General features: G+C 61.9%; 14 protein-coding genes. 1 reads left to right on the top strand and 13 read right to left on the bottom strand.

The genetic code is table 11. The features are described from left to right. Positions 1-2: 2 nt before the first annotated feature. Together ABTV87_RS14610 and ABTV87_RS14605 are read right to left on the bottom strand one after the other, a co-directional pair. Positions 3-2,321: an ATP-dependent DNA helicase gene (locus ABTV87_RS14610; RefSeq protein WP_258711718.1), complete on the bottom strand. Its 2,319-nt coding sequence runs from the start codon at positions 2,319-2,321 to the stop codon at positions 3-5. Beyond that, a complete protein-coding gene (locus ABTV87_RS14605; RefSeq protein ID WP_258711717.1) occupies positions 2,318-3,970 on the bottom strand; it encodes a VRR-NUC domain-containing protein in 1,653 nt (550 codons plus the stop codon). The genes ABTV87_RS14610 and ABTV87_RS14605 overlap by 4 nt, the downstream gene beginning before the upstream one ends. A 195-nt stretch (positions 3,971-4,165) precedes the next feature. Between ABTV87_RS14605 and ABTV87_RS14600 the strand changes: the two genes are divergently transcribed. After that, positions 4,166-4,390 (top strand): YgdI/YgdR family lipoprotein, encoded by a 225-nt coding sequence (locus ABTV87_RS14600; RefSeq protein ID WP_011334101.1) that lies wholly within the window; start codon positions 4,166-4,168, stop codon positions 4,388-4,390. 60 nt (positions 4,391-4,450) lie between these two features. On the opposite strand, the gene ABTV87_RS14595 is transcribed toward ABTV87_RS14600, so the two are convergent. From ABTV87_RS14595 to ABTV87_RS14545, 11 genes are all read right to left on the bottom strand, one after another. Continuing rightward, positions 4,451-4,825: a hypothetical protein gene (locus tag ABTV87_RS14595; RefSeq protein WP_221533295.1), complete on the bottom strand. Its 375-nt coding sequence runs from the start codon at positions 4,823-4,825 to the stop codon at positions 4,451-4,453. A gap of 157 nt (positions 4,826-4,982) precedes the next feature. Further along, on the bottom strand, positions 4,983-6,836 hold the full coding sequence (locus tag ABTV87_RS14590; RefSeq protein ID WP_258711716.1) for a polyurethane esterase: 1,854 nt from the start codon (positions 6,834-6,836) through the stop codon (positions 4,983-4,985). A 100-nt stretch (positions 6,837-6,936) separates the two neighbouring features. Beyond that, on the bottom strand, positions 6,937-8,625 hold the full coding sequence (locus ABTV87_RS14585) for a polyurethane esterase (protein ID WP_007951424.1): 1,689 nt from the start codon (positions 8,623-8,625) through the stop codon (positions 6,937-6,939). Positions 8,626-8,682: 57 nt separating this feature from the next. Further along, complete coding sequence (locus tag ABTV87_RS14580; RefSeq protein ID WP_258711715.1) at positions 8,683-11,769, bottom strand: autotransporter serine protease; 3,087 nt, start codon at positions 11,767-11,769, stop codon at positions 8,683-8,685. Positions 11,770-11,970: 201 nt separating this feature from the next. Next, a complete protein-coding gene (locus ABTV87_RS14575) occupies positions 11,971-14,922 on the bottom strand; it encodes an autotransporter domain-containing protein (RefSeq protein WP_433899827.1) in 2,952 nt (983 codons plus the stop codon). A gap of 56 nt (positions 14,923-14,978) precedes the next feature. Continuing rightward, a complete protein-coding gene (locus ABTV87_RS14570; protein WP_433899826.1) occupies positions 14,979-16,346 on the bottom strand; it encodes a TolC family outer membrane protein in 1,368 nt (455 codons plus the stop codon). Between the two features lie 2 nt (positions 16,347-16,348). Then, complete coding sequence (locus tag ABTV87_RS14565; protein WP_433899825.1) at positions 16,349-17,698, bottom strand: HlyD family type I secretion periplasmic adaptor subunit; 1,350 nt, start codon at positions 17,696-17,698, stop codon at positions 16,349-16,351. Beyond that, positions 17,695-19,494 carry a type I secretion system permease/ATPase gene (locus ABTV87_RS14560; RefSeq protein ID WP_433899824.1) on the bottom strand — a complete coding sequence of 600 codons (1,800 nt, stop codon included), beginning with the start codon at positions 19,492-19,494 and terminating at the stop codon, positions 17,695-17,697. The genes ABTV87_RS14565 and ABTV87_RS14560 overlap by 4 nt, the downstream gene beginning before the upstream one ends. 204 nt (positions 19,495-19,698) lie before the next feature. Further along, positions 19,699-20,127: a protease inhibitor Inh/omp19 family protein gene (locus ABTV87_RS14555; protein ID WP_258713580.1), complete on the bottom strand. Its 429-nt coding sequence runs from the start codon at positions 20,125-20,127 to the stop codon at positions 19,699-19,701. A gap of 93 nt (positions 20,128-20,220) precedes the next feature. Next, positions 20,221-21,687 (bottom strand): serralysin family metalloprotease, encoded by a 1,467-nt coding sequence (locus tag ABTV87_RS14550; protein WP_433899823.1) that lies wholly within the window; start codon positions 21,685-21,687, stop codon positions 20,221-20,223. 386 nt (positions 21,688-22,073) lie between these two features. After that, positions 22,074-23,159, bottom strand: a complete 1,086-nt coding sequence (locus tag ABTV87_RS14545; RefSeq protein ID WP_085603755.1) for a polyamine ABC transporter substrate-binding protein — start codon at positions 23,157-23,159, stop codon at positions 22,074-22,076. Between the last annotated feature and the right edge of the window lie 37 nt (positions 23,160-23,196).

Raw genomic sequence — 23,196 nt, 5'->3', positions numbered from 1 at the left:
GCTCAAAACAGTTTTTCAATCACTGGAGTATGCGTCAAACCGGCGGATTGGAAAGCTGCTTCTGTGAGACCAAGTTGCCACCAGCGCGGCAACAATTGCTGGATCCGGCTTTCGGCAAAGCGATCATCGATCAGCATCACCACGCCGCGATCCTGCTGGGTGCGGATCACCCGTCCGGCGGCCTGCACCACTTTCTGCACGCCGGGGAACAGGTAGGTGTAGTCGTAACCGGCACCGAAGATCGCGGCCATGCGCCGCTTCATCTGTTCATTGACCGGGTTGAGCTGGGCCAGCCCGAGAGTGGCGATGAACGCGCCGATCAGCCGTGCGCCGGGCAGATCGATGCCTTCGCCGAACGCGCCGCCGAGCACGGCAAAACCGACGCCCTGACTGTCGGCGGTGAATTGATCGAGGAAATCCTGCCGCGCTCCTTCGGTCATGCCTCGGGATTGCTGCCAGCGGGTGATGTGCGGGTGCCGCTCGGCCAGCAACTGTGCGACCTGTTGCAGGTAATCGAAACTGCTGAAGAACGCCAGGTAGTTGCCCGGACGTTCGCTGAACTGGCGGGCGATCAGCTCGACAATCGGCTCCAGCGATGCCTGACGGTGCGTGAAACGCGTGGAAATCCGGCTGACGATCTGCACCTGCAATTGTTCGGCGCTGAACGGCGACTCGACATCGATCCAGACCGTGTCGGCCGGCGTGCCAAGCAAATCCGCGTAATAGTGGCGCGGGCTGAGGGTTGCGGAAAACAGCACGCTGCTGCGCGCCGCCTTCAGACGCGGGCCGACGAACGCCGCCGGCACCACGTTGCGCAGGCACAGTTGTGACAGCGGGCGTTTGCGTTCGAGGTCACGCTTGCTGATGTCGAACAGGTAATGCGCGTCGAACAATTCCGCCACCCGGCCGAACTGCAGCATCTCGAAGTAGAAGTTCTGCAAGGCGCTGTCGAGCCCTTGCGGGTGATCGTTGAGGTAGTCGCCGATGCTCGCCGTGCAGGAAGAGAGTGCCTGCAAGAGTTTTTCCGGCGCCTTGTCGTAGGCCTGATACGGCGCCGACTGGTCATTGTGCAGGGCGTTCCATTCGCGGTTGACCCGCTGCAACGATTTTTTCAACGCCTCGGGGGCGGTTTTGCGCACGCTGCCCAGTGTCGCCTGATCGAGGGTGGCGCTGTACATCTGCCGCCCGCGTTCGACCAGGTTATGCGACTCGTCCACCAGCACCGCCACGCTCCATTGATTGAACTGGGCCAGACCGAACAGCAGCGCGCTGAAATCGAAGTAATAGTTGTAGTCCGCCACCACCACGTCGGCCCAGCGGGCCATTTCCTGGCTCAGGTAATACGGACACACCGCGTGCTGCGCCGCGACGTCTCGTAGCGCGGCCTGATCCAGCAGACGTAATTGGCTGGCGGCTTCGCGGGCAGCGGGCAAGCGGTCGTAAAAGCCTTGGGCCAACGGGCAGGATTCGCCGTGACAGGCCTTGTCCGGGTGCTCGCAGGCCTTGTCCCGGGCGACCATTTCCAGCACCCGCAGGGGCAAGGTTTCGCAGTGATCGAACAGCACTTGCGCGGCATCCAGCGCCAGTTTGCGTCCGGGTGTCTTGGCGGTGAGGAAGTAGACCTTGTCCAGTTGCTGCGGCGCCAACGCCTTGAGCATCGGAAACAGGGTCCCGAGGGTCTTGCCGATCCCGGTCGGCGCCTGGGCCATCAGGCAGCGGCCGGTGCTGACAGCCTTGAACACCGATTCGGCAAGGTGGCGCTGGCCGGGGCGAAACGTGGCATGGGGAAAACCCAGCTGCTGCGCCGCCCGGTTGCGCGCGTCGCGGTGGGACATTTCCTGTTCGGCCCACGCCAGGAACAAACCGCACTGTTGTTCGAAGAACTGCCGCAGCGTATCGGCGTTGAAAGCCTCGACCAGACAGGTTTCCTTTTCCGTGACGATGTCGAAATACACCAGCGCCAGATTGATCTGCTCAAGCTGCAATCGACAGCACATCAACCAGCCGTAGATTTTCGCCTGGGCCCAATGCAGCGAACGGTGATTGGCCGGTTGCTTGCTCAGGTCGCCGCGGTAGGTTTTGACCTCTTCCAGGCAGTTCTGCGTCGGGTCGTAGCCGTCCGCCCTGCCCTTGACCTTCAATGGCCCGAATGCGCCCTCTAGCGCCACTTCGCTCTGGTACGCGTCGTTGCGCCGGGACGCCACCGTGCGATGCCCGGCAATCCCCTCCAGCGCGGTCGGTGACGGGGTGAAGCGCAAGTCGAGGTCACCGGTTTTCGCGGTGAACTCGCACAACGCCCGCACCGCGATGCTGTAGCTCAAGCGCCCTGCTCCGCCCATTGTACGTAACACACGGCGACCGGCATCCGGTGCGTGTGGCAGAACTCCAGCCAGCGCAGTTGGTTGTCCTGCAAGCGATCGCCCGGGCCTTTGACTTCGATCATCCGGTAGGTCTTGTGCTGCGGCCAGAACTGGATCAGGTCGGGCATGCCGGCGCGATTGGCCTTGATGTCCAGCAGCAGACGGCTGAACCAGTGCTTGAGGTGTTCGGCCGGCAAACAGGCCAGCGCCTGTTCCAACAAATCTTCATTGAGCGCGCCCCAGAACACGAACGGCGACTGCACGCCCCACTTGGTGGCGAACCGCGCGCGGATGGTGTCGGCATAGCGGCCATCGTCGAGTTCGGCCAGACAGGCCTGAAACAGCTCGGCGCGACGGGGCTGGAAGTCCTCGTTGAGCAGATCCACCGGCCCGCGCTGGAACGGGTGAAAGAATGCGCCCGGCAATGGCGCGAAGATCGCCGGCCAGCACAGCAGGCCGAACAGTGAATTGATCAGGCTGTTTTCCACGTAATGCACCGGGCCTGTTTCTTCGTGCAGGTGCGCCTGAACGTGATATTCCACCGACAACGCCGGATCGAGACGCGGCAGGTGCAGATCCAGCCGCTCCACCAGACCGGGTGCCGTGCGCTTGATGGGTGGCCCGCCGAGCTTGCGCCGCAGGCGCGGCAAAACCCGTTGCAGGCCCTGCTGTTCGGTGGCGGTTTCCGGCGCCTGCTCGGCAATGAGCGCCAGTTCCAGGGCCAGCGCGTATTCGGCGCTGCGCTCCAGCACACGGATCATCCGCAATCGTGCGCCGGGATAGGCGCAGTCGCGATAGATCTTCAGGGCCAGAGCGAATTCGCCGAGGCGCTCGCAGTATTGGCCGATCTGGAACAACAGCTTGCCGCGCCGGCGTTGCAGCCACGGGTTGTCGAAATGCAGCGCCGCGACCTGCTCTACGATCGGCTCCAGCGGCTCACCGGCTTCGAAATACAGCTGGCAGTCGTGCAGAAACAGGCAGGCATCGACGTCCGCGCGGCTGCGCAAGCCCCGGGAATCAGCGCTGAATTCGACTTTTTCGTAAGTGAAGATGCCGAGGTCGGCGAGCACGAACTCCGACCAGTCCTGATAGAGGTTGCCGAAGAACATCAGGCGAAAACGGTCGCACAGGTCCATCAGTGTCAGGCTGAACAGCCGATCCGCCAGCGTTGGGCACCATTGCAGGAAACTGCGGGACTCGGGGAATTGTTCGTGCAGCAGCGGCAACCAGTCGACTTTCTTGCCTTTAGGCTGATCGATGGCCGGGCCGAAGGCTTGCAGGATCTCGGCCTTGAGCAGCACCTCGAACAGTTCCGCCATCGACAACGGTGCCTGTTCATCGAGCCAGCCCTGCTCCAGCAGCGGTTGCGCCGCTTCGGCGATGTCGCCGATTTCCGGATAATTCAGCTTGCCGGCACGAAAATGCACACCCTTGCGCATCACCATCCGCACCAGCAATCCCTGGGATCCGCGCGGCAGTGCCTTGAAGTCGCGGATGAAGGCGTGCTCCGCTTCGCTCATCACGTCGGCGTAACGAAGCTCAAGCCAATCAAGCACCTGGCGGAAGTTGTTGAGGTAATAGAACGGGTCGTCAAGGGGATTGGCAGTCACGGTGATTTCGGGGCCATGGCAAGCGAGTACTGGTTATGCGTACAGATACCAGCCTGCCTCGGCGGGCGCAAACGGAAAAAGATCAATGGCACCTTCATTGCGGATTTTTTCAGGTGGCCATCGAACTTTTCCCGGCGTAATGGCACCAACCGCGTTAGAGGCCGACAATGGTCGAAATGAACAGGAACGCTGCTTATGAAAATCAAGACTCTCGGGATTCCGTTGGCTGTTGCAGCCCTGCTGACCCTGGCCGGTTGCTCGACCCCGACGGTGGTTACCCTGCAGAACGGCACCCAGTACCTGACTGAGGACATGCCCGATACCAAAAACGAGGACGGCTTCTACGAGTTCAAGGATATTTCCGGCGCCAAAGTCCGCGTGCGTGCCGACGAAGTGGCTACGGTGCGCAAGGAAGACTGACGGTTACCCCCCATCAAAAAAGGCTGCGTTCCTGTAGGAGCGCAGCCTTTTTTGCATTGATCAGCGGGGTAATGCCATGCCCGGTAGGGAGCCGTCGCAGTTCAACGCGCGCTCGCCGCGCCGGACCATTTCTTCCTGCAAGCGCTGGCAGCGCTGACGCTCCTGCTGCGCCATGCGATCGATGCTCAGGTTGCCGGTCATCTCCGGCTCATTGTTTTCGCCGATGCGAACGGTCACGAACGGTTGTTCGGGCTGGATATGAAAGCGGCTTTTCTCTTCGACGGGTTTGACGTCATCACTTTCGGCCGGTTTTGGCAGTTGATCGGTGGTGACGCCATAGCGGCTCAGAATCGAGCTGTGAGGCAGATCGGCCCAGGCATTGGCCGACAGCAGCGCCAGTCCCGCAATCCCGATAAACCTCTTGAAACCTTTCACGTGTGAATCTCCTGTACTCGTTGGCGACCCTTGGATGACGAACGTTGCCGTCATGGCTTTAGGCCGCATTTCCTGTTGGTGCAGGGATTGGAGTCAGGGAATGGCTGGTGAGTCACTTTTGATATGGGGAGGAGCGCGCCCCTCCCCACCCTTACCGTCAGGCGATCACAATCCCGTCGGCACTCAGGCTGTTCAACGCAACCCCGACCAGCGTTACCGAATCAGCGCCGAATTTCAGCACCGTATCCTGCCCCACCGCCGTGGCATGGGCGCGGAAGTCGTCGTTTGGCAACACGCCCTGCACGCCGAGGAACACCAGTTTGTCGTTAGCGGTGTAACCCACCACGCGATCCTGACCGAACGCGCCGCTGAACAGGAAGGTATCCGCCCCGCCGCCCGACTCCATCAGATCATTGCCGGCGCCGCCGACGAACACGTCGTTGCCCGCCCCGCCGATCAGATGGTCGTTGCCGTCCAGGCCGAACAGCCAGTCACCGCCAGCCTTGGCCTTGAGGGTGTCGGCGCCGCCGGTGCCCTTCACGCTCGATTCGTACTGGGTGACGTTGTTGCCGACCTTCAGACCGGTCGCTGTGACGCTGTGGGTCACGTCGTCCTTGAACAGGCCCCAGAGGAAACCCGGCTCCTTGGTGACGATGCTGCCGATGTCGCGGGTGATGCTGATCCCGCCGTTGGCATCGCGGATGTACAGGTTGCCGGCGCCGTCGTTGGCGAAGTCGAAGGTATTGACCGACTTCTGCAACTCCAGGGTGTTGTTGCCCGAGCCTCCGAGCAGGATGTTGTAGCCCCCGCCGTCGCGGAACGTGTCGTTGCCGGCGCGGCCCTCCAGATAATCGTTGCCGCTGCCGCCCTGGATCAGGTCATTGGCGTCGCTGCCGATGATAAAGGTGCTGCCCTTGTGGGTTTCGGCGTTGCGGTTCAGATCCTGCACCCAGGTGTTGGCCCGCGCCGGATCCGACAGGTTGGCGACGATGATCGTCGAGTCCTTGCTGGTCAGGTCGTAGAACTTCGACTCGATCACCCGGTTCATGCCGTCGCCGTAGGCGGTCGGCAGGTGCGAGATCCAGGTCGGAATGTTGACGATCGAGAACGGCAGCACGTTCCACGCCGCCGAGGCGTAGTGGTCGTTGAAACTGACGATGTTGTCGGTCGCCGACTCCTTGGGCGCGTCGTGCACGCCGAGCGAGGCGCCGGTGAAGGTCGAGCCGTCGAGGGCGCGGAACACCGGATCGTTTTCGTAGCCGACGTTGAGCACCTTGTCGGTGCTGCTCTGGGTCGGCGAGGCGTAGGCGATGTAGTTGGAGTCCTGGAAGAACCCGCCCCATTTACTCGTGCTCAAATCCGCCATGCTGTTGACCGCCAGCCCGCCGAGGCTGTGACCGCTGACCAGCACGTCTTTGCCGGTCAGGCCATTGGCCTTGGCGAACGCCACCACATCGTTCATCAGGTTGCCAAAGGCTTCGCCGACGTAGTTCTTGGCGTAATCCTTGGGCCCGAATGCGGCGAGCAAGTCGTTGATCACGTCACCGATGGAGTCGCCAATCAGGATTTCCCGTGGGCCGCTGGTGCCGCGAAAGGCGATGCCGATTTCCGTCAGATGGCCCTGAGCGTCGTATTTGCCGAGGATTTCCACTTGGGCGCTGGTGTAGCCGGCCTTTTCGCCGAAGAAGGTGCCGCGCGCATCGGTCTTGCCCTCGTAACCCAGTTGCGAGGCGGTGATCGGGGTCCAGCCGGCTTTTTGCACCGCGTCGAGTGCGGCTTTTTCCGAATCGGGGTTCCACGGAATGCCGGGGATTACCCCCTGGGAATCCGTGCCGCCGATCAGCGCGGTCACCAGCGTGGCCGGCAGGCCGAGGCCGAAGCCGTTGTGCTGATAACCAACGGCGAAGCCGTTATCGAGGTTGTGGTAGGAATACAGCGTAATGGCCATGGCGTCGCTGAACAGCGCCTTGGATTCCGCCGTACCGAAATTCTTGTAGTCATACACACCCATTGCTGTTGCCTCTCTCTTTGTTGGAATTGTTCAGAGATAGCTCACAACCAGAACGCCCCTCCCGAGGCGCCCCGGAGCATTTCAGTACAACTTTCGTTTGTCAGGCGAAGACGAAACTCGAATCCGACAGGTTAGCCACACCTACCCCGACCAGCGTCACGGCAAAGTCGCCAATCTTCAGCACGGTATCGCTTCCGGACTGCGACGCGTGTTGCTTGTAGTCGTAGCCCTGCCCCGCGCCTTCGACGCCCATGAACACCAGTTTGTCGCTGCCCTGGTAGCCATTGATCGCGTCGAAGCCGAAGGCGCCGCTGAACAGGAAGGTGTTATTGCCACCCACCGCGCTCATCACGTCGTTGCCGGCACCGCCGACGAAGGTCACGTGGGCCTTGTCGCTTTGCAGGTGATCGTTGCCGCCCAGGCCGAACAGCCAGTCGCCGTCAGCGGTGGCTTTGAGGGTGTCGCCCATGGCGCCGCCGCTGAGCGAATGGTTGTACTGGGTCAGTTCGGCACCGTTGGCCAGGCCTTTGGCGGTGACGGTCCAGGTGATTTCCTTGCTGCCCCACCACGAACCCGACTCCTTGCTCACCAGCGCGCCGATGTCCCGGGTCATGCTGATGCCGCCGTAGGCGTCACGCACGTAAAGCGTGCCGTCGCCGTCGTTGGCGAAGCTGAAGTTCTGCAACGGCTTTTGCAGCTCGAAGGTGTTGTGGCCCTGGCCACCGAGCAGGATGTTGAAGCCGCCGTCGTCACGGAAACGGTCATCGCCGCCCAGGCCTTCGAGGAAGTCGTTGCCCGCCCCGCCCTTGAGCCAGTCACCGCTGTCGGTGCCGATGATGAACGTGCTGCCGGTGTGCGGCTCGCCGCTGCGGCCCAGATCCTCGACCCAGGTCTTGCCCCGCGACGCTTCTTCAAGGTTGGAGACGATGATCGTCGAATCCTTGTGCGTCAGGCCGTAGAACTTCGACGCGATCACCCGGTTCAGTCCGTCGGCATACCCCAGCGAGCTGTGGGCGGACCAGTTCAGCGGATTGGCAATGCTGAACGGCACGAGGTTCTGCGCGGTGGACGCGTAGTTGTCGTTGAAGTTGACGATGTTGTCGGTGGTCGAGTCGTGCGGCTTGTCGTGCTTGCCCATTGACGCAGTACTGAACGTGGTGCCGTCGAGCACGCGGAACACCGGGTCGTTCTCGTAACCGATGTTCAGCACGTTGGTGCCGGTGCTGCTCTGGGTCGGCGAGGCGAACGAAATGTAGTTGGCGTCCTTGAAGAACCCGCCCCAGTTGCTCGCGCTCAACTCCGCCACGCTGTTGACCCCGAGGCCGCCGAGGCTGTGGCCGCTGATCATTACGTCCTTGGCCGCGATGCCATGAGCGACGGCGAACGCCGCCACCGATTTGAGCAGGTTGTCGAAAGCATTTTTCGCGTACTGGGTGGCGTAATCCGTCGGGCCGATGGCGGCCAGCAGATTGTTTTTCATGTCGCCGAAGGTGTCGCTGTAACCCAGCCCGCCGGTGCCCCGGAAGGCCACGCCGATGCCGATCAGCTTGCCTGCGGCGTCGTACTTGCCGAGCACTTCGGCTTCGGCGCTGGTGAAACCGTCCTTCTCGCCGAAGAACGTGCCCTGCGCCCCGACCTTGCCCTGATAGCCCAGCGCGGTGGCGCCGATCGGCTTCCAGCCAGTGCCGGGCAAAGCCTGCCCGGTCGGCGTATAGGCATACAGCGTCAGGGCGATGGCGTCGCTGTACAGCGCTTTGCCGTCGGCATTTTTGTAATCGAACAATCCCATGTTGTGCTCTCTCTTCCTTTCAAAAACGGCAGTTCTCGAAAGAACTGCCGCTACCTCTTAGAACTGCCAGTCCAGCGTCAGGCCCACACCGTGGTCCTTTTCGTTGGAGCCGATCAGCCCGTTATAGTCCAGGTTGACCCGGACATCGCGATTGAGCGCCAGCCCGGCGCGCACGCCGACTACCGCTGCATCTCGATCCATCGACACACTTTGCACGGTGAATGCACTGTTGCCATTGACGAAAGCCAAGTGACTGTCGGAATCCACGCTGCTCAAGTTGTGCTGCCAGCCCAGGCTTGCGCCCAGTTCCAGCTGGTGTTTCTCCGACAGGGCAAACGTGCGCTTGGCCCGCACACCGAGGGTCGACAACACCACATCGCGGTTGTCTTCGCCGCCCTTCAGTGCGGCGGCATTACCCTTCTCGGTGAAGCTGTCGCTGTTGAGGTGCACGTAGGCCAGATTGGCGAACGGCTCCAGGTTCATCGGTTGCAGTCCCAGGTCGTAGGCCGCTTCGGTGAACAGTTGCGCGGTGGTCGCATCGCGCTTGGTTTTCTGTTTGCCGCTGACGCCACCGAACTGCAGGTCGCGCTTGACGTCGATGCGATGCCAGCTGTAGGCCGCACCGGCGGTCAGACGCAGTGCATCGATCTGATGCCCCAGGTACGCGCCCAGGTGATAGCTATCGACCGAGGCGGACGAATGTGTACCCTCGCCCATGCTCAACGAGCTGTCGCTATAACCAGTAACGAAACCCAGACGGGTATCTTCAGCGATCAAACCGTCGACACCGGCCAGCAGGCCGCCGATGGAGCTGGTGGAATCGGCGTATTTCGACCCGCCATCGCTCTTGCCCCAAGCGCCCAGCACTTTGAGCCAGGCGTTGCTGCGGTCATCGGTCGGCGCGCCGGCATCGAACAGGTCACGCTCGCGCAGACGTTCGCCCACGGCATCGCGCAGGTAGCGGCTGTCGTTGATCAGCAGCGTGCCGATGGCCGGGTGAATCTCGCCGGACAGTTGCTGGAAGGCATCCTGCGCAGCGGCCGCCGACGGCGACAGCAACAGGGTTTCGAACAACGCATTGCCGGCGCCGAGGCGTTCGGCGGCAGCACCGACCGCGCGCTGGTTCGGGGTCAGGCCGACGCTGGCGAACGAGGCGCCATTGCGGCCGACGTCCAGTTGCACACCGCTCGCCGAGTACGCCAGGGTGCCGCCGAGGAACGCGTAGTCGGGCAACACTTGTCCGAACTGCCCTTCAATGCCGCCCGCTGCCTGCAAGATGTTGAACTGGGTGCCGAGCAGGCTTTTCACTTCACCGGTGGTCAACAGCGTCGGGCTGTTTTCCAGCGACAGGGTCACGGTTGCGCCTTCGATCACCGCTTTGCCGCCGGCGACGATCCGGTCGCTGCTGGTCGGCGACACTTCCACCGCATAGGTCGAACCTGGCGCGAAGGTCACGTCACCGGCCACGTTCAAGGTGCCGATGGAATTGCCCGGCGCCACGGTGCCGCCACTGTTGGCGGTCAGCGCCGCAATTCGGCCGTTACCGCCGAGGATGCCGCCGTCATTGACCGTCACCGCCGATTGCAGCGAGCCATTGATTGCCAGTCGCCCCTGATTGACCAGAGTCGGGCCGCTGTAGGTGTTGTTGCCGGTCAGCACCAGGGTGCCAATGCCTTGTTTGGTCAGACCGCCATGGCCGGAGATGTCGTTGCGCCAGGTGTCGAGCCCGCAGGTGATGTCGTTGCACACGCGCTCGGTGGGTTTGCCCGCATCGATAATCGCGCCGATGCCCGGCAGATCGGCCACGAACTGGCCGGAACCGTAGGCGCCCTGGATGCGGAATTCTTCGGGGATGTCCTGCTCGGTGACGAACATGGCCGGGCCGTCGATGCCCTTGCGCAGGTTGATCATGCCCCAGCCATACAGGGCGTCGATGCCCGGTGCGCCGAGGTCGGTGGCCGTGGTGCGCAACACGCTGGCGACCTGATCGCCGGACATGTACGGGAAGCGCTCCATCAGCACCGCCATGGAACCGGCCACGTGCGGCGCGGCCATCGAGGTGCCGTTGTAGTTCTTGTAGCCGGTGGTCAGGTTGTCGGCGTTGGTACCTTCGATGATCGAGCTGTAAATCTGCGTGCCCGGTGCCGAGACGCAGAAACTGGCGGTGTAGCCGCAGCGCGAAGAGAACGTACTCATGATGTACGGGTTGGCGCTGGCCTGATCCGGGTTTCTCTGCAATGCGGCGACGGTGATCCAGTTCGGCGCGATGTCCGGCACGAAGTAACCGAGGCCGGCGATGGCGTCCGGGTTGTTCAGGTTGTAGTCGTTGCCCGCCGCGAAGATCGTCACGATCCCGCTGCGCGCGGCGGCGATTGCGCCGTCATAGGCGCCGCCGGGTTTGGTGCCCAGCAGTGTGCGGATTTCGTTGAACTGCAATTGCGCGTCGTTGACGGTGAAGTGCGGGTGCGCCGGGTCACGGCCGCCGAGGTCGAAACGGTCGGTGATGCCGATGCCCCAGCTGTTGTTGATGATCCGCGCGCCGCTGGCGATCAGCGCATCCCAGCCGGCCTTGTACACCGCGCCGTCGTTGCCGCGCACGATGCCGTCTTCGGGGCCCGGGTCGCCGTTGTCGGCGCTGATGATCTGCGCGCCGAACGCCACACCGTGCATCGGGCCGCCGTCTCGGCTGCCGGCGGCGATACCGCCAACGTGGGTGCCGTGGGCGCCGAGCTTGCCGTCGGAGCCGACCGAAGGCGAACCGTCATAACGAAACGCGTCCCCGGCTTTGACCGGGATGTACGGGTCGGTGTATTCGCGGATCCCCGAGGTGACCAGGGTGATGACCTTGTTGCTCCCGGAGAACTCCGGGTGCGCGGCGTAGACCGGCTGGTCGAAGATCCCCAGTTTCACGCCTTTGCCTGTATAGCCGGCGGCGTAGGCGTAATCCGCGCCGATGGCGCCCAGGCCCCAGTCGGCCCTGAACTCGGCACTGCGCCAACTGCCCGGATCCCCTGCCCGACCGCTTTCCACGTAGGGCGCGGCGTGTGCGCTGCCCCAGGTGGCCAGCGCGCAGAGCAAGGCGACGTTGAGAGTTTTCAGGCGAAAGCATCCACCCGATTGCGCGGGGGTGTTGTTGTTTTTCATCCAGCGACCTTCCTTAGTGATGTTGCGAAAAATCCGTCTATTGAATTGATCGTTCCCACGCCTTCCCCGTTGATCGTTCCCACGTCGAGGCGTCGAACCGTCTGCGTGGGAATGCCTCTAGGGACGCTCCGCGTCCAGTGACGCGGAGCGTCACGGGCTGCATTCCCACGCGGGAGCGTGGGAACGATCAGTTGCGATCAATCAAAACTGCCAGTTCAGGCTCAGGCCCACGCCGTGTTGCTTCTCGCGGCTGGCCAGTTGTCCGGTGTAATCGAGGTTCACCCGCACGTCGCGGGTCAGTGCCAGGCTGGCCTGCACGCCGACCAGCGCGGCGTCGCGCACCAGTGGCGAGCTTTCGACCGTGTACGGCGCACTGCCGCTGGCGAAACGCAAATGCTGTTCGGATTCGATGTCGGTCAGGCTGTGCTGCCAGCCCAGATGCCCGCTCACTTGCAGCTTCTGCGCGGACGGCAGGTCAAAGGTCTTGATCGCCCGCACGCCGAGGGTGCTCAACACCGCGTCGCGCTGGTCGTCGCCGCTTTTCAGCGCGGCCGCGTCGCCCTTCTCGGTGAAGCCGTCGGTGTCGAGATGCACGTAGGCCAGGTTGGCGAACGGCTCCAGGGCCAGCGGTTGCAGGTTCAGTCGATAAGCCGCCTCGCCGAATACCTGGGTGGTGGCGGCATCGACCTTGGCTTTCTGCTTGGCGCTGACGTTGCCGTACTGCAAGTCGCGTTTCACATCGGCGCGGTGCCAGCTGTAAGCGGCGCCGGTGCTCAGGCGCCAGGCGCCGATGTCGTGACCGGTGTAGGCGCCGAGGTGATAGCTGTCGACCTTGGCCGAGGAATGCGTGCCTGAACCCATGCTCAGCGAACTGTCGCTGTAACCGGTGACCAGACCGATGCGGGTCTGCTCGTCGACCGCGCCGTCGACACCGGCCAGCAGCCCACCGATGGAGGTGCTGTAACCGGCGGTGTCGTGGCGCGAATCGGTGCTGCCCCAGGCGCCGAGCGCCTTGATCCAGCCGTTGCTTTGCGTGGCTTGCGCATCGTGCAGGCGTTCGCCAATGGCGTCGCGCAGTTGCCGGCTGTCGTTGATCAGCACGGAGCCAAGGGCCGGGTAGATTTCACCGCTCAACTGTTGAAAGGCTTGTTGCGCATCACTGGCGGTGGCCGACAACAGCAGGCTTTCGTACACGGAATTGCCCGCGCCCAGTCCTTCGACGGCAGTGGCCACGGAGCGCTGATTCGGTGTCTGGCCGACGCTGGCGAACGAAGTCGCGTTGCGCTCGACATTCAAGCCGATGCCGTTACCGCTGTAGGCCAGGCTGCCACCGATGAACAGATAATCCGGCAGCACCGCACCGAACCGACCCTGAATGCCACCCGCCGCTTGCAGAATGTCGTACTGCCGGCCGAGCAGGCTTCTGGCCTCGGTGGTGCTGAGCAGCGTCGGACTGTTTTCCAGCGACAGGCTCACGGTGGCGCCGTTGATGGACGCAGTGCCGCCGGCAACGATGCGGTCGCTGCTGGTGGGAGACAACTCCACGGCGTAGGTCGAACCCGGCGCGAAGGTCACGTCACCGGCGACATTCAAAGTACCGATCGAATTGCCCGGAGCCACCCGGCCGCCGCTGTTGGCGGTCAACGCGCCGATTCGTCCGGAGCCGCCGAGGGTACCGCCGTCATTGACTGTCACGGCCGAGGTCAGCGATCCGTTCACCGTCAGCAGACCGCCATTGACCGTGGTCGGCCCGCGATAAGTGTTTTCACCGGTCAGAATCAGTCGCCCGTCGCCGGACTTGATCAGACTGCCTTGATAAACCCGAGTGGAAGCTGCTGCGTCACGGGCCATGCCCACGGCGTAATCAGTCTGATCCTGCTGGCTGGCGCCGGCCGGCACGCCGTTCTGCCAGCCTTTGTTTTGCAGGGTTTGCTGCCAGGCGCTGTGTTCGGCGAGGTCTTCGCCCTGGCGCTGGATCAGCGCCTTGTCGCTGATGTCATTGCTCCAGACATCGCTTTGCCCGGCCGCCAGATTCGCGTCGAAAGCACCAAGCAATTGCCCCGGCCCGCGCATCGCCCGGTACAGGTTGGCCACGCCCCAGCCGACTCGCTCGGTCGGCGCGTCTGTCACCGAACCGTCGAGTTGAGTGGCCGTGGTCAGCAGCACTTCGAGGGCCTGCTGATTGTTCATGTACGGGTAGCGCTCCATCACCAGCGCCAGTGCGCCGGTGGCGTGCGGCGCGGCCATCGAGGTGCCGGATTTGATCGCATAACCGCCGTCGGGAATGGTGCTGTCGATCTTCGCCCCCGGCGTGGTGATGCACCAGTATTTGGCGATGCCGCACTGGTTGTACTTCTGCTGATTGCTTTGATCGAGCCCGGAGACCGCCAGCCAGTGGCCTTCCAGATCCGGTTGAAAGTACGGCAGCGCCGAACGCACGCTGGCATTCGGGTAGCCGCTGTTGCCGGCGCTGAACACGTTGATCACGCCGCGACGGGAAACGTCCGCCGCTGCGTCGAGCCAGGTGCCTTTGTTCCAGTGCTGGGCGTAAGCGGCGTGCAGATCCGCGATGGTTCGATAGCTGACATCCGGCGGCTGGCTGCCCCAACTGTTGTTGATCGCCCGCACACCGGCGTCGGCCAGGGCGTCGTACACCGCTTTGAAGTAGCGCGGATCGGGGTTGGGGCCGAACAGAAAACTGTCGTTCTTGTTGGTGTTGCCGACGTAGATCTGCGCGTTGTACGCCACGCCATGCATGCCGGTGCCGTCACGGGACGCGCCCATGGTGCCGACCACGTGGGTGCCGTGGGAATCGTTGTTCGGATTGAGGGTGCCGTTGACATTGAACAGCGTGCCGTCGATGTAACTGCCGCTGGCCATTACCGGGTGATAACGGTCGCTGGCGAACTCGGGATGGGCGGCGTCGAAACCGGAGTCCAGCGCGCCGATCTTCACGCCCTTGCCGGTGATGCCGGCGGCGTAGGCCTGATCGGCCTGCATTCGGCCCAGGCCCCAGTCACGCAGGAATTCGGCGCTGCGCCAACTGGCGGGATCGCCGGGTTTGCCGGCTTCGAGGTACTGGGCCTGAGCCTGGGTTGCAGAAATCACAAGCAGCAGGGTGCCGACCGAAACCGGCTTGATGCGTACGTCCATGTTCACCACTCTTTTTGTTGTTTTGGGTCGAAGCTTTTTGCGTTGAAGCTACGGTGTTATTGCGACCGTGGGCCCTGTCCGAAGGCCTCGTCCACCCGCGCCAGATCCTGTTCGCTCAAGGTGCCCGCGTAGTAATGCAATTTGGTCCAGGCCATCAGGTAGTCATAGCGTGCCTGAGCCAAATCACGGCGGGTGGTAAATAGTTGTTGTTCGGCGTTCAGTGCGTCGAGGTTGGTGCGCTCGCCACCGAGAATGCTTTGCTTGGTCGACACCACCAGCGCTTCGGCCGAGGCCAGGGCCTTTTGATAGGCGCGCAGCTTGTTGACTCCGGACAGGCAGGCGCTGAACTGGCGACGCAATTCGATCAGCGTCTCGCGGGTCTTGCCGTCCAGTTCGTACTCGGCCTGTTCCATGGTGCGGCTGGCCTGACGGGTCGAGGCTGACACCCCGCCGCCGGCATACAGCGGCACGCTGACTTCGAACCCGATGGTGTTGGTTTCGTAACGCTGGTTGTAGGTGTTGCCGCTTTCCGATTCGTTCTGGCGCATCGTGGCGTAAGCGCTGACTTTCGGCAGGTGCCCGGCGCGATTGCGCTCGACTTCATAACGCGCCACTTCCACCGCCTGACGCTGGGACGCGAGGTTCGGATTGTTGCTGACCGCCAGCTCGTGCCAGGTGTCGTAATTGGCGGGCATCAAGGCGAATGTCTGGAAGTTCTGATCCAGCGGTGCCAGATCACTGATGTCCATCGCCGGCACGCCTACCAATGCGCCCAGCTCCCGTAGCGCGGCGTCCTGCTCGTCGCGGGCCTCGATTTCCTCGGCGGTCGCCAGTTCGTAACGCGACTCGGCTTCGAGGATGTCGGTGCGAGTGCCCTCGCCCTGCTTGAACATGTGCTCGTTCTGCTGGAACTGCTGTTCGTAGGCCTTCTTCTTGGCCTGCGCAATGTCGATCTGATCCTGGGCAAACAAGGCCTTGGTGTAGTTATCCAGTACGCGAACCAGCAGTTCCTGGCTCTTGCCGCGAAAGTTTTCGTCGGCAAACAGCGACTGGGCTACGCCCTTGCGATACGCCGCGTAGGCTTCGTAATCGAGCAACGGTTGTTGCAGGGTCAGGCTCGAGCCGTAGCTGCTGTAGTTACGCTCGTCAGTGTTGTTGCGGGCGCGGGAGTCGAGTGAAGTGGCTTTCGACGAGTTGCGACCCTTGTTGTAGTTGTAACCCAGTTTCGGCAACAGGCCTGCGCGGCCGATGGCGCGGTTTTCAAGGCCGGCGTCGCGCTCCTTGATCGCACCGAGGAACACCGGGTCATTGCGCAACGCCTGTTCGTAAATCTCGAACGGCCCCATGGCCGCCACTGCACTGTTGCCCGCGAGCAGCGCGAACGCTGCCGCCAGCATGGAAAGCTTATTCATACAGCGGAACATCCTTATTCTTCGGTCAACGCGGAACCGGCGCGGTCGAGCAGCGGCTTGAACAGGTAGTTGAGGAGTGAACGTTCGCCAGTGCGCACGAACATTTCCGCCGGCATGCCGGGTTTGATCACCAGACCGTTGAGTTTTTCCATGGCCTGATCGCTGACGCTGCTGCGCAACACGTAGTACGGCACGCCGGTTTTCTCGTCGACCATCTGGTCGGCGGAAATCAGGCTGACTTCGCCGGGCACCCGTGGCGTCTTGCTCTGGTTGAACGCAGTGAACAGGATGTCGACCGGCAAGTGCGTGCCGACCTTGTCGATCAGGTTGATCGGCAGGTGACCTTCGACTTCCAGGCGCGTGCCTTGCGGGACGATTTCCAGCAGGGTTTCGCCCTGACGCACCACGGCGCCTTCGGTGTGTACGCCGAGGTTGACTGCCACGCCGTCGGCGGTGGCGAGGATTTCGCTGTGTTGCAGGTCGAAACCGGCGGAAGTCAGTTGCTCGGACAGCGTGACGCTTTTCAGTTGCGCGTCGGCCAGTTGGGTGCGGACTTCCTTCTGGTATTCCTCACCGTGCTGTTGCAGTTTCAGGCGGGACTCAAGGATGCCCTGCTCCACTCGGCCACTTTCGCCGGTGTTTTCGGCCAGTTGCTGCTGAACCTGCGACAGCTGACGCTGGTATTCCATCAAGCGGTTGCGCGGGATGTAGCCGTTGTCAGCCAGCGGTTGCAGGTTGCTCAACTGTTGTTGCAGCGAGTCGGCCTGCGCATTCAGGTCAGTACGGGCGCGGCGCATGCCTGCCAGTTGCGCGGTGGCGCCTTCGATGCTGGCGCGCAGGGCAGCCTGCTCGCGGGAAAACGCTTCGCGGCGGCTGCTGAACAATTGCCGCTGACCTTCCAGTACCAGCGCCAGGCGCGGATCGGCGTTGTCGCTCAGTTCTGCCGGGAAGGTCACTTGCTTGAGGTTGTCACGCTCGGCCTGCCAACGTGCGAGGCTGGCCCAGGCCATGCGGTATTGCGCCTGCAGCGATTGCACGTCGGCGGCGACCTGGGTCTGGTCGAGGCGGAACAGCGGCTGGCCCTGTTTCACGATTTCGCCTTCGCGTACCAGAATCCGGCTGACCACGCCGCTGCTCATCGACTGCACGGCCTTGCGCTTGCCCGACACCACCACGGTGCCTTGTACCGGGATCCCTTGATCCAGCGGCGCCAATGCCGCCCAGGTGAAGAAGCTGCCGGCGCCGGCCAGCGCCAGAATCCAGCCCATGCGGGCGAAGAACTTCGCATCGCGCTCCGGGCGTTCGGTGATGTACGCGTGTTCCATGTTTGCTTCGTTCTGCGTGTTCATGCTCGCGCTGCTCATACACCCGAATTCCTTGTCGTCGGCTGATACTGTCGGCTCATGCTGAGCCCGGCCGGTGCTTGCGCAGGTTTTTCATTGTGTTGTGATGGGTTGCCGGGCTGATTGCCGGGCTGGTTTGCGGACAGCGCCTTGAGCACATCGTGGCTCGGGCCGAAGGCTTGCAGGCGACCGTCGTTGAGCACCAGCAGCTTGTCGGCCTGGGCCAGTACCGAAGAACGGTGGGTCACCAGCACCACGGTGGTGCCTTGGGCCTTGAGTTGCACAATCGCACTGGACAACGCGGCTTCGCCGACGGTGTCGAGGTTGGAGTTCGGCTCGTCCAGCACCACCAGGCTCGGGTTGCCGTACAGCGCACGGGCCAGGGCCACGCGCTGTTTCTGGCCGCCGGACAAACCGCTGCCGTCCTCGCCCAGTTGGGTGTCGTAGCCTTGCGGCATGCGCAGGATCAGTTCGTGCACGCCGGCCTGTTGCGCAGCGGCCACGACCTTTTGCGGATCGGCTTCGCTGAAGCGGGCGATGTTCTCGGCGATGCTGCCGCTGAACAGCTCGATGTCCTGAGGCAGATAGCCGACGTACGGGCCGAGCTGATCGCGGTTCCAGCGGTGGATGTCGGCGCCGTCCAGGCGCACCGTGCCACCGAGGGCCGGCCATACGCCGACCATCACACGCGCCAGAGTTGATTTGCCGGAGCCGGAGGCACCCAGCACGCCGAGCACTTCACCGGCCGCCAGGTTGAAGTTGACCATATGCAGGGTCGCAGCACGTTGACCCGGAGGGCCGGCGCTGACTTGTTCAAAAGTGATCTGGCCTTTTGGCGCCGGCAGCGCCATGGCGTCATCGCTCGGCGGGAAGGCTTGCAGCAGCGCATCGAGGCGACGGTAAGCCAGCTTCGCGCCGCTCCACTGCTTCCACACGGCAATCAACTGGTCGATCGGGCTCAGCACCCGGCCCATCAGAATGGAGCCGGCGATCATCATCCCGGCGGTCATGTCGCCCTTGATCACCAACAGTGCGCCAAGGCCCAGCACCAGCGATTGCAGGCACAGACGCAGGGTCTTGCTCAGCGAGCTGATCACCGCGCCGGTGTCGCTGGCCTGATTTTGCAGACCGAGAAAGCGCGAATGCACCTGGAACCAACGTTTGCGCAAGGCGCCGAGCATGCCCATGGCTTGAATGGTTTCGGCGTTGTGCAGGTGGCTGGTGGCCAATTGGCTGGATTTCTGCGAGAAGCCGGCGGCTTCGCCCAGCGGCTTTTTGGTCATGTATTCGTTCAGGCACGCCAGCGCGATCAGCAGCAGCGCACCCGCCGTGGCCAGCACGCCAAGCCAGACGTTGAACAGGTAAATCACGAACAGGTAGATCGGGAACCACGGCGCATCGAAGAACGCGAACAGCGCAGGCCCGGTGACGAACTGGCGAATGTGGGTCAGGTCGCCCAGGGACTGCCCGGCGTTGCCCTCGCCCTTGAACAGGTTGCGCTCGAACGCCGCCTGATAGACCCGCAGATTGAAACGGCGCTCGAGCTGGCTGCCGATGCGGATCACGATAAAGCTGCGCACCACTTCCAGCAGACCAATGAAGGCGAAGAAACCGACGACCATCAGCGACAGCATCGCCAGGGTGGTTTCGTTCTGCGAAGACAGCACCCGGTCATAGACCTGAAGCATATATATGGAGGGCACCAGCATCAGCACGTTAATCAGTGCGGTAAAGCATCCGACGCTGATCAGAATGCTTTTATAGTCACCCAATGCCTTGAATAAGGGAGCGGTGGCTGGGGCCTTCGCCATCTTCATTGATTATTCCTGAAATGGTATTTCCCGCCCTGCTTGGCGAGACTTCAATTAATTGTCCGCATTGAGTGCGGGACATACACCGCCAGTACTTGCTTACACTTCAATAACAACTTTGCCGATTAACACCGGCCTGCGTGTTATTGCGCTATGGCTTATAACTGTAACGGGGTGCTTTATATTTAAACTGTCAGTCGGTTTCGGTCATCAAGGTTGCTGTACAGCACGCTTGAGTGTAATCACCAGGCCCGACTTCAAAGTGCTCAGATAAAGCCCATCACGTTGTCGGCTGAAAAACTGGATTCTTGAGCCTTCCTTGCCGGTGATCGACAGACCGTCCGGATCGGGGAACCAGCCGATGGCGCTGTCTTGCAGCCACGCGCTCAGGCAATCGGCACCGTTGCCCAGCGTCTGGTTGGCTTCAAGGTCGATAAGACAAGTGTTCGACGGTTTGTCCTGCAAAGCCTGGGCCTCTGGAGCGTCGTTGCGGTCGCTCAGGGTCGCTTGCCACTGTCCGGCAAATACCGATGGGGCTTCGAGTCTCAGGCTGCTTGCCATGGTTGTTTCTCCAGAAATCATCATCAGCATCGGCAACAGATACGCCGCCGCTTTGCGGGTAAAAGCGAATTGGTTCATAGGAAATTTCACTCCGGCACGTAGCCTTGCTTACCGGTCACGGCGATGCAAGTGAAGAAAGCGGCGCATGACGCGCCGCTTTCCCGTGTTACATCACGCCACGATGTCGCTGGTGGCTGCCTGGCCAACGGTGCTGACCTGGAAATCAGCCACGCCGTGACCGGAGAAGTCCACCGACAGCAGGCTGTTGCCGCCCGAGGACGTCAGAACCGCATCACCCGCCGCGCCGGTGAAGGCGCTGACGAAGTGCAGGCCTGCGCCCTTGGTGATACCGGTCAGGTCGATTTTGTCCAGACCGCTGACGAAATCGAGGATCTGATCGATCGCACCCGGCTTAGAGTCGGAGCTGGCCGCGAACACAAAGGTGTCCGAACCCGCGCCGCCCCACAGCTTGTCGGCACCGCCGGCGCCCCAGATGATGTCGTTGCCGGCACCGCCCTTGAGCTCGTTGGCCGCGCTGTTGCCGATCAGCAGGTCGTTGCCCGAACCGCCGATCGCGTTCTCGATGGTGACGCCCTTGGCGATGGACACGTTGCCCACCAGGCCGCCAACGTCGGAGAACGAGGCTTCATTGAGGTTGATCTTCTGGTTCTGGGTGAAACCCGAGAAGTCGAAGGTGTCCTTGCCGCCCGCATCCCACACCGAGAACACCAGCTTGTCGGCCGACGACGAGGCGCTGAGGAAATCGCGACCGGCGTTGGAGTTGAAGCCGTAGGTGGTGCCACCGGTACGGGTGGTCATGTTGGCGCCGTAGAGTTTCTGGATCGCTGCGATGTCATCCATCAGCGGGCCGGAGGAATAGGCTTCCACGCCGCCCTTGCTGAAGTTCTGGCTGGTGTTGCTTTCGCTCCAGTAGCTCATGACGCTGTAGCCGCGGGTGTCTTGCCCGTAGGTCGCGTCGTTGTAGGTCGGGTTGCCGTTGCCGGCGTTGTAGTCGCCCGGATGCGCCAGGCCAAGGGTGTGGCCGATTTCGTGGGTCAGGGTCTGACGACCGTAGTTGTTCAGGTCCGGGGTCTTGTTCTGCGTGTAACCGCTGTTGATCAAGTACCACGAAGTGCCGTCGTAACCCGGACCGGTACCCGGCAGGTAGGCGAACGCTGCTGCGCCGTCCACACCACCGCTGTAGTTGGCGAACGTCATGTGGCCATCACCGCCCGAGGCTTTCTCGGTGAAGGTGACATTGGCCACGTCGGCCCAGGATTGCATGGCGAGCACGGCCTGGGCTTTCTGTTGAGCACTGAACTGACTGAACCCGGTGATCCCGTGCTTGTTCATCGTGCTGGACGATACCGAAGTCAGGAACGTGTAGGTGAGTTCGATCTTGCCGCTGCCATCCTTGTCCTGGTAGGCAGCGCCGTCGCGCAGCAACTGGGTTGCGGCCTGGTCGACGGAAAAGGAGGGTTTGCCATTGACCGTGAGGTTGCCGCCACGATCGTACTGATGGCTGAAGCTATTGATCTGGTTATACGCCGTACTGGTCGCTGCCAGAGGTTGCGGCGCCGCGCCCAGCTGGAAAGCCTGTTCGGCGGTATCAACAGCATTAGCTTTTACTTTCGACATAAACACACTTCCTTGTTTAGCAATGGAACAGTTTTTGTCCGATAGCGACAACCTCTGGCGAGATTGTCCTATCACTCGCCCAATGAAGGCGTAAGAAACCTGACACAATTTGAAATCTAACGTCTAGCGTTTTTTTGAGATCAAATTGAACTGTTCCGGAAAACTCCCGTAAACAAAGCGCGTGCCGCCGAAAGAAGTTTGTAAGTGTGGTGAATTGGCCTAATTGTCTGACGATTTCTTATTTAAATATTAAATATCGGTAAGTTGTATTTTGTTAGCAGCGTCTCACTTTGCTGCACTTTATCAGTGCAATGCCAGTGGTTTGATATCAAGTTGATTCAACAGTACATATCAGGCGAGGGCTGTACTGCCCTCGCCTGTTTTCTTCAGCTGCCAGTCCGAATCTTGTTCCACACCCGCGTGCGGATCCGGTCGATGTTCAGCGGCATCGCTTCCAGTGCGAACAGCTTGCCCATCATTTCCGGGCTCGGATAAACCTTGGTGTCGTTCTTGATCGCCGGATCGATCAGGCCGTCGGCCTGTTCGTTGCCGTTGGCGTAGTGCACGTAGTTGCTGATGCCGGCCATCACGTCGGGCTGCAGCAGGTAGTTCATGAACGCGTAGCCGGCCTTCTCGTCCGGTGCGTCGGCGGGCATGGCGACCATGTCGAACCAGATGGCGGCGCCTTCCTTGGGAATCTCGTAGCCGATTTCGATGCCGTTCTTCGCTTCTTTGGCGCGGTTTTCCGCTTGCAGGATGTCGCCGGAGAAACCGACCGCCACGCAGATGTCGCCGTTGGCCAGATCGCTGGTGTATTTCGAGGAATGGAAGTAGCTGACATATGGCCGCACTTTCATCAGCAGCGCTTCAGCCTTCTTGTAGTCCTCGGGGTTCTTGCTGTGATGCGGCAAACCCAGGTAGTTGAGCGCCGCCGGCAGCAGTTCCGGGCCGTTGTCGAGGATGGCTACGCCGCATTTCTGCAGTTTTTCCATGTATTCGGGTTTGAAGATCAGATCCCAGGAGTCCACTGGCGCATTGTCACCCAGCACGGCCTTGACCTTGGCGATGTTGTAGCCGATGCCGGTGCTGCCCCACAGGTACGGAAAGCCGTGTTCGTTGCCCGGATCGTTGGTCTGCAAGGCTTTGAGCAACACCGGGTTGAGGTTCTTCCAGTTCGGCAACTGGCTCTTGTCGAGTTTCTTCAGCGCCCCGCCCTCGATCTGCCGCGCCATGAAGTGGTTGGACGGAAACACCACGTCGTAACCGGATTTGCCGGTCATCAACTTGCCGTCGAGGGTTTCGTTGCTGTCGTAGACGTCATAGGTGACGCCAATGCCGCTGGCCTTTTCGAAGTTCTTGGCGGTGTCCGGCGCGATGTAGTCGGACCAGTTGTAAACCTTGACCGTATCCGCCGCCTGAGCGAGGGAAACGGCGAGCATCAAGGGTGCGAGCGCGAGGGTCTTTCGGATCATGGATCGATTCCTGTATTGGCTATTGTTGTTGGCAGGC

The sequence above is a fragment of the Pseudomonas sp. PSE1(2024) genome, assembly GCF_050990555.1.
Classification (GTDB): Bacteria; Pseudomonadota; Gammaproteobacteria; order Pseudomonadales; family Pseudomonadaceae; genus Aquipseudomonas; species Aquipseudomonas aphyarum.
This window is presented reverse-complemented; position numbering and strand designations above follow the sequence as displayed.

Bases quoted from the DNA above. Each gene is read 5' to 3' on its own strand.
- ABTV87_RS14570 (WP_433899826.1), bottom strand. From the start codon at position 16,346: ATGTTCCGCTGTATGAATAAGCTTTCCATGCTGGCGGCAGCGTTCGCG.
- ABTV87_RS14575 (WP_433899827.1), bottom strand. From the start codon at position 14,922: ATGGACGTACGCATCAAGCCGGTTTCGGTCGGCACCCTGCTGCTTGTG.
- ABTV87_RS14590 (WP_258711716.1), bottom strand. From the start codon at position 6,836: ATGGGTGTGTATGACTACAAGAATTTCGGTACGGCGGAATCCAAGGCG.
- ABTV87_RS14560 (WP_433899824.1), bottom strand. From the start codon at position 19,494: ATGAAGATGGCGAAGGCCCCAGCCACCGCTCCCTTATTCAAGGCATTG.
- ABTV87_RS14580 (WP_258711715.1), bottom strand. From the start codon at position 11,769: ATGAAAAACAACAACACCCCCGCGCAATCGGGTGGATGCTTTCGCCTG.
- ABTV87_RS14545 (WP_085603755.1), bottom strand. From the start codon at position 23,159: ATGATCCGAAAGACCCTCGCGCTCGCACCCTTGATGCTCGCCGTTTCC.
- ABTV87_RS14585 (WP_007951424.1), bottom strand. From the start codon at position 8,625: ATGGGATTGTTCGATTACAAAAATGCCGACGGCAAAGCGCTGTACAGC.
- ABTV87_RS14555 (WP_258713580.1), bottom strand. From the start codon at position 20,127: ATGAACCAATTCGCTTTTACCCGCAAAGCGGCGGCGTATCTGTTGCCG.
- ABTV87_RS14550 (WP_433899823.1), bottom strand. From the start codon at position 21,687: ATGTCGAAAGTAAAAGCTAATGCTGTTGATACCGCCGAACAGGCTTTC.
- ABTV87_RS14565 (WP_433899825.1), bottom strand. From the start codon at position 17,698: ATGAGCAGCGCGAGCATGAACACGCAGAACGAAGCAAACATGGAACAC.
- ABTV87_RS14600 (WP_011334101.1), top strand. From the start codon at position 4,166: ATGAAAATCAAGACTCTCGGGATTCCGTTGGCTGTTGCAGCCCTGCTG.